A 10,530-nucleotide genomic window follows, 5' to 3' on the forward strand; every position below is an offset into this window, starting at 1 on the left:
GTCCCCGCTCGGCCAGCACATGGTCCATCAGCCGGGCCAGCAGCTGCATGGCCACGTCCTTGAAGGCGAGCGTCGGGCCGTGGAAGAGCTCGAGCACGAAAGTGCTGGCCCCGGTCTGCACCAGCGGGCAGACGGCTTCGTGGCGGAAGGTCGAGTAGGCTTCGCGCACCAGCCTCTCGAAGACCGGCGCCGCGATCTCGCCGTCGAGAAACGGCGTCAGCACTCGGATGGCAAGGTCGGGGTAGGCGAGGCCGCGCATGGCGCGGATATCCGCAGCCGAGAAGTGCGGCCATTCGCGCGGCACGTAGAGCCCGCCGTCTCGCGCCAGCCCGGCAAGCACCGCGTCGGAAAATCCAAGCGCGGGCGCCTCCCCGCGGGTACTCACATATTGCATCGTCACCAGTCCATTGCAGCCGGCGGGTTCATCCACCGCAAATTGGTTAATTTTCCGAGCCGGCTCAGTCGCATTTTTGCCGCGCCGTTGATATACGTCACCAGCTTTGCGAGAGGGAAGTGCAGTTCATGGCGTTTCATTCGGTCAACCGTCGTTTTGTCGCGGGTCTGGCGCTTGCCGGCTTTATGCTTGCCGCCGCCGGCTGCCAATCGAGCGACAATGGCATATTGAGCTTTGGTCTTGGCAAGAAGGACACCCAGGCGCCACCGCCACCGCAGGACCCCAAGGTGCTTTCCAGCCAGTTGCAGGCCTATTGCCCGAAAGTGACGCTGCGCGATGGCACCGCCTACTTCAACATCTATGCCAAGGGCGGCGCCAAGCCCAAGAAGAAGGATGCCGCGCAGGCGGCCGAGGCAGCCACTGCCGCCCAGGCCGCGCCCGACGGCACCCTCGTCGATCCGGATCGCGATCCCGCCAAGATCATTTACCAGGCCTCGATTACCGACGTGACCCGCGATTGCAGCCGTGGCAACGGCCAGCTGTCGATGAAGATCGCGGTGGCCGGCAGGGTCGTGCCGGGGCCGATGTTCGCACCGGGCACGATCACGATGCCGATCCGCGTTGCGGTGATGCACGGCACGGATGTGCTCTATTCGCAGATCCACCAGTATCAGGTCCAGATCACTGATCCCTCGGCCGCGACGCAGTTCGTCTTCACCGACCCGAACGTCATCGTGCCCGAGCCGACCGCAAAGGACTACCAGGCCTTCGCCGGCTATGACGAAAACGCGCCGAAAGCCGCCACCGACAAGGGCAAGCGGAAGAAAAAGTCCGCCCCGGCGACAAACTGATGCGCGGATGCATTGGCGCGCAGCTGCAGCCTGATTGACGCAAGCTGGACGAAGGCTGGAGAGTTGGCGGCAAGTCGTCGTCGCGCTCCGGTTACAACCAATTCAAAGGACAACGGCGTGTCGCTAGTCGAGCTACTCCGGCAATCCTGCGTCCCGTAGCGCGCTGCCAAGAGCCTTTGCGAGCGCGGGCGCGCAATTCACGCCTGCAAACTGGCGGCTGTAGCGAAAGGCCGGCTGAAGCTCGAGCACGCGCGCGGCGGCCGCCCTCGCTTCGTCCAATCGGCCAAGCTTGGCCAGCGCGGCGGCCAATTGCACATATGTGATACTATGCGCTGGATTGGCTTGAACGGACTTGTAAGCCGCGCGGCAGGCTTCTTCGTAACGGCCTTGCAGCAAATGGCTCATTGCCTGGGCGTCAAATGCGGCCCAGGCCCACGAATCGAACGGGCTTAGCCGCATGCCCTGCGCGCTCCATTCTATCGCGCGCTCCGCTTCGCCGCTCCATCCCAGAATGACACTGCCAAGAATATAGGTCAGCGCCGATGACGGGCTGATGACGAGGGCTGCTTCCAACGCCGTGAATGCAGCGGCGCGATCGTGTGCATCCATTCCGATGGAAAAGCCGGCCCACGTCAAGGCGAGTGCATCGTCTTGTCCATGGACGATGGCCGACCGGGCGTGGCGGATGGAAGAGGTACGGTTGATCTCCTGCAGACCGGCGCGAAGGAACAAGCAATGGTGGCACATCGCGGCATTGCCATGCGCCAGCGCATACGCTGGTTCGAGCGCGATGGCGCGCTCGAGAAGCACCAGCGCTCTGGTCACTTGCTCCGGCATACCTGAATCGACGTCAGGCTGCGCTTGCAGCACGAGATCGTAGGCGTCGAGACTGTCAGGGCGCTTCCGTCTGACACGTTCGATTTCGGCTTTCCGCACGCTCGGCGCAATCGCGCCCACTGCTGACAGCGCGATCTCGTCTTGAAGCGCAAAGATGTCTTCGGAGCTGCGGTCGTAGCGTTCGGCCCATACATGCGCGCCGGTCGATGCATCGATCATCTGCCCGGTAACACGCACGCTACTGCCGGCCTTGCGCACACTGCCTTCGAGGACATAGCGAACGCCAAGCTCGCGGCCGACCTGCTTCACGTCCACGGCGCGACCTTTGTAGGTGAAGGTCGAGTTTCGTGCGATGACGAACAACCACTTGATGCGCGATAAGCCTGTGATGATGTCGTCGACCATCCCATCGGCAAAGTACTCCTGCTGCGGATCGCCGCTCAAATTCGAGAACGGCAGGACCGCGACGGAGGGCTTCTCGGGCAAGATCGGGGCTGACTCGGCGCGGGTCGCGACCGAGGTATCGCGAACATTCGTGGCGACCGGCGGTCCGACATAGCGATAGCCGCGCCGCGGCAGTGTTTCGATCCAGCTCTCGGCATTCGCTGCGTCGGCCAGCACTCGGCGTAGGGCTGCGATCTGAACCGTCAGATTGTTGTCGGCAACCGCCAATCCGCCCCAACCGGTCTCAATCAGCGCGTCCTTGGACACGGGTACGCCGGCGTTTTGGATCAGCAGGCACAGCAGCGCAGTTGCGCGTTGCCCAAGCATGGTCGGCTCAGCGCCGTAAAAGAGAATGCCCACCTCCGGATCGAGGCGGAACGGGCCGAACTGGTAGAGGTCGCCCCTGACTGTCATTCGAGTCTTTTAGCAAATTTTTGGGAAGGGATTCACGACTTTCGGGCATGGGCGGCCGATGTTGCGCAAATGCCAGAGGTAGCGCCCAACCACAGGAGGATCATATGAGCGCCAATGCCGTCATCCGCATGCCCGATGAGAGGAAAGGCGTCATGCTGCGTGGCCATCCTATGTCGTTCCTCGTCACCGGCGAGAATAGCAAGCACATGAGCATGTTCGACTGGACGATTCCACCGGAGTTCGCCACCGGGCGGCATGTTCACCGGATGCAGGAGGAGACCTTCTACCTGCTCGAAGGCGAGTGTGAGTGGCATGTCGGCGACAAGATGATCCGCGCAACGCCCGGTACCTATGTGTTCATCCCGCCGGGAGTGCCGCACAACATCACGAATGTCAGCGAGAAACCGGCACGCGTGTTGATGACAGTTTCTCCGCCTGGCCACGAGCATTACTTCGAAGAGCTCGCCAAACTCGCGGCGCAGGGTGCGCCGGATCCAAAAGCGCTCGCCGATCTGCGGAACCGTTACGACACCGATCAGCTGTCGACGTTGACAACACGCGCGTAGGACCTCGTCTCCGGCCCAAAACTTGGTAAGCGAAAGGCCAGGCCTACAGTAAGACCTTCGGACGCGGACGTAGCGGTTTGCTGTGTGGAATTGTGTAAAAACAAATACTTGGAGAGGATTAGCGATTTCTGTGACAAGCTGAGCCGCTTCAGGCGTCCGCCGACCATTCCGACAGGGCGGCGATCACGCTTTTCAGCTCGGCCCAGCGGCGTATGACCGTTTCCGCGCCGGCTTCGGTCAGCGCGTCGGCATGGCCCGGATAGCTGTGGCCGGCGCCGGTGAAGCCGATGACGCGCATGCCGGCCGTCCTGGCGGCGGTGACGCCATGCACGGAATCCTCGATCACGAATGTGTTTTCCGGCTTCGCGTTGAGCTTTTCGGCAGCATAGAGAAACACGTCCGGGGCGGGCTTGGTCTTCTTGCTGGGTATGTCGAGCCCCGAGAAGATGCGGCCGGTGAAGAACGGCAGCAGCCCTACCTTCTCCAGCATGAACTCGACCCGCTCCGTGCGAGAGTTGGAGCAGACCGCGCGCGGCACGGTGACGGACGCCACCGCCTCGCGCGCGCCGTCGATGATGCGCACGTCGCTGCGCAGCTTGCGGTCGACCAGCGTCTCGGCGCGGTCGATCAGCGAAGCCTGGAAGGGGATGGCGGACTTCTCCTCCACCCGCATCATGATGTCCTTGAAGGTCAGCCCGGCATAGGTCTCGGCCAGTTCCTCCGGCGATATCTCGTAACCGGCCGAGGTCAGCAGCTCGGCCTCGATGCGCGCGGCGATGATTTCAGAATCGACGAGCACGCCGTCGCAATCGAAGATGACAAGGTCTGGCTGGGGCATGGCGATCCGGAACGTGGGAAAAAGGTGGCCTGATGCGGCTCAGGCGGCGCGGCATACACCAAGCGGCCGGGCTTCGCAAATTCACGAAGCTTTTGACCGCCGGGCGGTCGCGCCCTTCACCGAATATTTACGCTGATCGGTAACCATAACGGACAGTAAACAGTAACGCGTGCCTTGGGTGTAAAAATGTCAGCCGTGCGTCTTATCGACCAGCTTTCCCACGCTCCCCAGCAATCCGAATGGCTGGACACCATCCTCAAGGGCGACTGCGTCGCGGCCCTCGACCGGCTGCCGGAAAAGTCCATCGACGTCATCTTCGCCGATCCGCCCTACAACCTGCAGCTCGACGGCGACCTGCACCGGCCCGACCAGTCCAAGGTCGACGCCGTCGACGACGACTGGGACCAGTTCGAGAGCTTTGAAGCCTATGACGCCTTCACTCGCGCCTGGCTGCTGGCGGCGCGGCGCGTGTTGAAGCCCAACGGCACCATCTGGGTCATAGGCTCCTACCACAACATCTTCAGGGTCGGCGCCAAGATGCAGGATCTCGGCTTCTGGATTCTCAACGACGTCGTCTGGCGCAAGACCAATCCGATGCCGAACTTCCGCGGCCGCCGCTTCCAGAACGCGCATGAGACGATGATCTGGGCCTCGCGCGACCAAAAGGCCAAGGGCTACACCTTCAACTACGAGGCGCTGAAGGCCTCGAACGACGATGTCCAGATGCGCTCCGACTGGCTGTTCCCGATCTGCACCGGCCAGGAGCGGCTGAAGAACGACAATGGCGACAAGTTGCATCCGACGCAGAAGCCGGAAGCGCTGCTCGCCCGCATCATGATGGCCTCGACCAAGCCGGGCGACATCGTGCTCGATCCCTTCTTTGGATCCGGCACCACCGGCGCGGTGGCAAAGCGCCTCGGCCGGCGATTCGTCGGCATCGAGCGCGAGCAGGCCTATATCGACGCCGCCAATGAGCGCATCGACGCGGTGCGGCCGCTGGAAGGCGCCGACCTGACCGTATTGTCCGGCAAGCGCGCCGAGCCGCGCGTCGCTTTCATCAGCCTGATCGACACCGGCCTGATGGCGCCGGGCGCCACGCTCTACGACGCCAAGAAGCGCTGGGCAGCCAAGGTGCGCGCCGACGGCACGGTGGCGATCGGCGACAGCGCCGGCTCGATCCACAAGATCGGCGCCGAGGTGCAGGGGCTCGACGCCTGCAACGGCTGGACCTTCTGGCACTATGAGCGCAGCGGTGGCCTCACCCCGATCGACGAGCTGCGCCGCATCGCGCGTCTCGGCATGGAGCGGGCAGGGGCCTGACCCCCGCACGCTCGCCATTAAAGTTTAATCGGAACGTCATCGTCCGAAACAATTCAAATCAGGCCTTGATCCCGTAACGCTCGAGGTCTGTCTTGAGCGTTTCGGCGTCGGTGAACAGCACAGACTGCCAGCCGGCCGCCTTGGCGCCGTCGACATTCTTCTGGCTGTCGTCGATGAACAACGTCGCGGACGGTTCGAGGCCGAACGCGGCGACATGATGATCGTAGATGGCGCGATCCGGCTTGATCTGGCGGATGTCGGCCGAAACGGTCACGCCGCGCGGACGGTTGAGGAAGTCGAAACGCTGGCGGGCTTCGGCAAGCGTGTCCGAGGCAAAGTTGGTCAGCATCGTCACATCGTGGCCGGTCTCGATCAGGCCGATCATGATGGCGACGCTGTCGTCATAGGCATGCGGCACCATCTCGTGCCAATGCCGGCGGAAATTGCGTATATTCTCCGCATGGCTCGGGTACTCGGCGATCAGCAGCGCCTCGGCCTCATCCCAACTCCGCCCGCGGTCCTGCTCGAGGTTCCAGTCATGCGTGCAGACATTGTCGAAGAACCATTTCCGCTCCCCGGCATCCGGAATAAGGCGGCTGAACGGGATATCCGGATCGTAGTGGATCAGCACCTTGCCGATGTCGAACACGATGTGGCGGATTTCGGTCATGCGGGTCCTTCGCTAGTTCCGCCCATCACTGCGGGCGCTGTCTTCTGGTCGCGCCCGGTATCGCCGCTTCGATTACCCTTTTCATGACGGTGGGCAGCGCTTCCCCGGAAATTTCATGGGCCAGCGACCAGAAATGCCCATCCGGCGCATCGCCTTTGATGTGGGCATGAAAGACTTCGAGTTCGAGCGCGAAATGGGTGAAGACATGGGCGATCCGTCCGGCGTGCCGCCAGTCGGCAGGCAAGGGCGCCGCGGCTTCCGTGGTCGCGCCGTCCACCCTTGCGCTCCACGACGTCGTCGGTACCTCTGTCATGCCGCCGAGCAGGCCCTTTTCCGGGCGCTTGCGCAGGAGGATGGCGCCATCATTGCGCTCGGCCACGAACGCCGCGCCGCGCCTGAGCGGCTTGTCGTCCTTGGGCAGGCGGACCGGGAAACGCTCGGGATCGCCTGAGAGGATGGCGCTGCAATCCTCGCGCAGCGGGCACAGCATGCAGCGCGGCCGCCGTGGCGTGCAGAGCGTGGCGCCGAGATCCATCATCGCCTGGGCGAAATCGCCGGGCCGCCTTGCCGGAACCATCTGCTCGACCAGCGCGCGGATCTCGGGCTTGGCCTCGCTGAGCGGCGTCGCGATTGAATTGAGCCTGGACACGACGCGCTCGACATTGCCGTCGACGACGGCCGCCGGCCGGTCGAAGGCGATGGCTGCGATCGCCGCCGCCGTATAGGCGCCGATCCCCGGCAGCTCACGCAGCCCGGCCTCCGTGTCCGGAAAGCGGCCGCCGCGCCCGGCGACCAGATCGGCGCAGGCCTTGAGGTTGCGCGCCCGGGAATAATAGCCGAGCCCGGCCCAGGCCTTCATGACATCCTCGACGGGCGCCGCCGCCAGCGTCCCGACGTCAGGCCATTTTTCGAGGAATGCGCGAAAATAGGCTTTGACCGCTTCGACAGTCGTCTGCTGCAACATGACTTCCGAGAGCCATACGCGGTATGGGTCTGGCCTTGCGCCGCCGGCCAGCGCCCCGGGCGCGACGCGCCACGGCAGGTCGCGGTGATGCGCGTCGTACCAGGCGAGCAGGCGGGAGGCGACACCGCCTGAAAGGGCTTCGCTGCTTTCGCCGGATGCGGCCTTGCGGGTCTGGTCGTGCGGTGCCATTGATCGGATGAGCTCGGGGATTGGAGAACGCACATGGCAGGGAAAAAGCCCTACGGCAATCCCGTCCCGGTGAGCGATCTCGCAACCGAGATCCTCGATCCGGTGTTGAAGAAGCGCGCAGGCATCTCGATCGGGCTGGTGCAGTCCTGGGAGGAGATCGCCGGACCCCGGCTAGCCGGGCGCTCGCGCCCGGAAAAGATCCAGTGGCCGCGTCGCTTGCATGAGGACGACCCGTTCGAACCTGCGGTGCTGGTGATCGCCTGCGAAGGCATGGCGGCGCTCCACCTGCAGCATGAAGCCGGGGAAATCATCAATCGCGTCAATTCCTTCCTCGGCTTTAGCGCTATTGGCCGCATCAAGATCGTGCAAAAGCCGGTGCTGTCCGGAAAGGCCCGCCCGAAACCGGCGCCGAGACCGCTCAACGACGCGGAGAAGGCGAAGCTTTCGCGAACCGTCGGCAAGATCGAGGACGATGGCTTGCGCGCCTCATTGGAGCGGCTGGGCGCAACGATTCTAGGGCAGAAAAGGCCATAGGATTGTCGTTTATCTCGCGTATTCGTGAACGCACGACAAAATTTGGCGATTGGAATGGGGACGGCGATGCCTTAATTCGCGCCAACTCTCGCCTTCTCTAGCTTTTGCATTGCAAAATCCAACTGATATCAGGTGATTCGCATGAACCGTCCTTTGTCTCGCAGAAACCTTTTGAGCTCGCTGGCCGCCATTCCGGCGGTGGCTTTCATCGCCGCATGCAGCGACTCGGAGGAGGAGGCAAAGGCGGCCGATGCGAAGCCCGCCAACCCGTCGACACCCGCCAAGCCGGCGACGCCGGCCGCCGCCAAGGTGCCGGAAGCGCAGGGCACAGTCGACATGGCGCAACTGCTGAAGCCGGGCGCGCTGCCCGAAAAGCAGCTCGGCAAGGACGACGCCAAGGTCACCATCGTCGAATATGCCTCGATGACATGCCCGCATTGCGCGCATTTCAACGATACAACCTTCCCTGAGTTGAAGACCAAGTACATCGACACCGGCAAGGCGCGCTATATCCTGCGCGAATTCCCCTTCGACCCGAGCGCCGAGGCCGGCTTCATGCTGGCGCGCTGCGCCAAGGATAACTATTTCCCGATGGTCGACGTGCTGTTCAAGCAGCAGCCGAGCTGGGTTGGCGTCAACAACACCAAGGAAGCACTGCTGCAGATATCCAAGCTCGCCGGTTTTACACAGGAGTCCTTTGAGGCCTGCTTGACGGACCAGAAACTTCTGGACGATGTCAGAGCAGTCCAGAAACGCGGCGCGGACGAGTTCAAGGTCGACTCGACGCCGACCTTCTTCATCAATGGGAAGACCTACAAAGGGGCGATGTCGATTGAGGAAATGTCGGCCATCATCGACCCTCTGCTCTGACGTCCAGGCCGCGTCGAAGCGACCGAGCTTCGGCGCGCTCGCCTGTAATGTGGGGCGGCGCGAATGAAATTTTCGCGCCTTCGCCTCCTCGGTTTCAAGTCCTTCGTCGAGCCCGGCGAGTTCGTCATCGAACGCGGCCTTACCGGCATCGTCGGACCGAACGGCTGCGGCAAGTCGAACCTTGTCGAGGCGCTGCGCTGGGTGATGGGCGAAAGCTCCTACAAGAACATGCGCGCGTCCGGCATGGACGACGTGATCTTCTCCGGCTCGGGCACGCGGCCGGCCCGCAACACCGCCGAAGTCACGCTTTTCCTCGACAACACCGACCGCACCGCGCCCGCCGCCTTCAATGACGCCGATGAGTTACAGGTGTCGCGCCGCATCGAGCGCGAGGCGGGCTCGCTCTACCGCATCAATGGCAAGGAAGCACGCGCCAAGGACGTGCAGCTGCTGTTCGCCGACCAGTCGACCGGCGCGCGCTCGCCCTCGATGGTCGGGCAGGGCCGCATCGGCGAACTGATCCAGGCCAAGCCCCAGGCGCGCCGCGCCCTTCTCGAAGAGGCGGCTGGCATTTCCGGCCTGCACACGCGCCGCCACGAGGCGGAACTCAGGCTGAAGGCCGCCGAGCAGAACCTCGAACGGCTGGACGACGTCGTTGGCGAACTGGAGAGCCAGATCGACAGCCTCAAGCGCCAGGCGCGCCAGGCCTCGCGCTTCAAGAACCTGTCGGCCGATATCCGCAAGGCCGAGGCGACGCTGCTACATCTGCGCTGGACGCTGGCCAAGACCCAGGAGGGCGACGCGCGTTCGGCACTTGCCGCCGCGACGACGCTGGTCGGAGACCGCGCCGCCGCGCAGATGGCCGCCGCCAGGGAACAAGGCATCGGCGCCCACAGGCTGCCGGACCTGCGCGACGCCGAAGCTGCCGCCGCCGCCGCCTTCCAGCGCCTGTCGATCGCCAAGACACAGATCGAGGAAGAGGCCGGCCGCATCCGCTCCCGCCAGGTCGAGCTTGAGCGCCGGCTGCAGCAGCTCGACGGCGACATGGCCCGCGAGGAGCGCATGGTGCGCGACAATGCGGATATCCTGGAGCGCCTTCGCGCCGAGGAAGCTTCGCTCAACTCCGAGAATGCCGGTGCCGCCGAGCGCGAGGCCACGACGCGCGCCGCCTTCGAACAGGCCGGGGCGACGCTCTCGCAGAGCGAAGCAAAGCTTGCCGCGCTGACCGCCGAACGGGCCGAGGCCGCCGCCTCGCGGCATCAGATCGAACGAACACTGCGCGAGACCGCCGAGCGTCGCGACCGCTTTGCCCGCCAGCTCGCCGAGGTCGACCGCGAGCTTTCCGACATCGTCGCCCGCATTTCCGGCCTGCCCGATCCGGCCGAGAAGCGGCTGCTGGTCGAGGACGCGCTCGCCCGCCTGGAAGAGAGCGAGGCCGGCGCCATCGCCGCCGAGCAGGCCGTCGCCGAGGCGCGCGGCTCCGAAAGCGCCGCAAGGCCTCCGCTGCAGGATGCCAGGGCGGAACTGGCGCGCATCGAGACCGAAGCACGCACGCTGGCAAAAATCCTCAACGCCACCAGCAGCGGCGATCTTTTTCCTTCAGTGCTTGAACAGATCAGCGTCGAGCGCGGCTATGAGA

The 10,530-nt window shown here is 64.0% G+C and carries 10 protein-coding genes and 1 pseudogene; 6 read left to right on the top strand and 5 right to left on the bottom strand.

The window, feature by feature from the left end:
• Positions 1 to 394: pseudogene (locus EN781_RS14700) on the bottom strand (threonine synthase); the annotation flags it as partial.
• A 128-nt stretch (positions 395 to 522) separates the two neighbouring features.
• Between EN781_RS14700 and EN781_RS14705 the strand changes: the two are divergent.
• Positions 523 to 1,245 carry a hypothetical protein gene (locus EN781_RS14705; protein WP_126055903.1) on the top strand — a complete coding sequence of 241 codons (723 nt, stop codon included), beginning with the start codon at positions 523 to 525 and terminating at the stop codon, positions 1,243 to 1,245.
• A 132-nt stretch (positions 1,246 to 1,377) separates the two neighbouring features.
• On the opposite strand, the gene EN781_RS14710 is transcribed toward EN781_RS14705, so the two are convergent.
• Positions 1,378 to 2,940 carry a winged helix-turn-helix domain-containing protein gene (locus EN781_RS14710; RefSeq protein WP_126055902.1) on the bottom strand — a complete coding sequence of 521 codons (1,563 nt, stop codon included), beginning with the start codon at positions 2,938 to 2,940 and terminating at the stop codon, positions 1,378 to 1,380.
• A 104-nt stretch (positions 2,941 to 3,044) separates the two neighbouring features.
• On the opposite strand from EN781_RS14710, the gene EN781_RS14715 reads away from it, so the two are divergent.
• A complete protein-coding gene (locus tag EN781_RS14715; protein ID WP_126055901.1) occupies positions 3,045 to 3,506 on the top strand; it encodes a cupin domain-containing protein in 462 nt (153 codons plus the stop codon).
• A 148-nt stretch (positions 3,507 to 3,654) separates the two neighbouring features.
• Here the strand turns inward: EN781_RS14715 and EN781_RS14720 are convergent, their stop codons facing one another.
• The gene (locus EN781_RS14720) at positions 3,655 to 4,344 is read right to left on the bottom strand and encodes an HAD family phosphatase (RefSeq protein WP_126055900.1); all 690 of its coding nucleotides are present in this window, start codon (positions 4,342 to 4,344) and stop codon (positions 3,655 to 3,657) included.
• Positions 4,345 to 4,530: 186 nt separating this feature from the next.
• Here EN781_RS14720 and EN781_RS14725 point away from each other — a divergent pair, with 186 nt between their 5' ends.
• Positions 4,531 to 5,664: a site-specific DNA-methyltransferase gene (locus EN781_RS14725; RefSeq protein WP_126055899.1), complete on the top strand. Its 1,134-nt coding sequence runs from the start codon at positions 4,531 to 4,533 to the stop codon at positions 5,662 to 5,664.
• Between the two features lie 58 nt (positions 5,665 to 5,722).
• Here the strand turns inward: EN781_RS14725 and EN781_RS14730 are convergent, their stop codons facing one another.
• Together EN781_RS14730 and mutY are read right to left on the bottom strand one after the other, a co-directional pair.
• Positions 5,723 to 6,334 carry an HAD family phosphatase gene (locus tag EN781_RS14730; protein WP_126055898.1) on the bottom strand — a complete coding sequence of 204 codons (612 nt, stop codon included), beginning with the start codon at positions 6,332 to 6,334 and terminating at the stop codon, positions 5,723 to 5,725.
• Between the two features lie 25 nt (positions 6,335 to 6,359).
• Positions 6,360 to 7,487: an A/G-specific adenine glycosylase gene (gene mutY, locus EN781_RS14735; RefSeq protein WP_126055897.1), complete on the bottom strand. Its 1,128-nt coding sequence runs from the start codon at positions 7,485 to 7,487 to the stop codon at positions 6,360 to 6,362.
• Positions 7,488 to 7,520: 33 nt separating this feature from the next.
• Between mutY and EN781_RS14740 the strand changes: the two genes are divergently transcribed.
• The 3 genes from EN781_RS14740 to EN781_RS14750 form a co-directional block, all read left to right on the top strand.
• Positions 7,521 to 8,021 (top strand): DUF721 domain-containing protein, encoded by a 501-nt coding sequence (locus tag EN781_RS14740; RefSeq protein WP_126055896.1) that lies wholly within the window; start codon positions 7,521 to 7,523, stop codon positions 8,019 to 8,021.
• A 141-nt stretch (positions 8,022 to 8,162) separates the two neighbouring features.
• Complete coding sequence (locus tag EN781_RS14745) at positions 8,163 to 8,891, top strand: DsbA family protein (protein WP_126055895.1); 729 nt, start codon at positions 8,163 to 8,165, stop codon at positions 8,889 to 8,891.
• Between the two features lie 63 nt (positions 8,892 to 8,954).
• Positions 8,955 to 10,530 (top strand): chromosome segregation SMC family protein (locus EN781_RS14750; protein WP_145965509.1); only part of this gene is annotated, 1,576 nt, incomplete at its 3' end.

The organism is Mesorhizobium sp. M4A.F.Ca.ET.090.04.2.1, from assembly GCF_003999085.1.
In the GTDB taxonomy this organism is placed as follows: domain Bacteria; phylum Pseudomonadota; class Alphaproteobacteria; order Rhizobiales; family Rhizobiaceae; genus Mesorhizobium.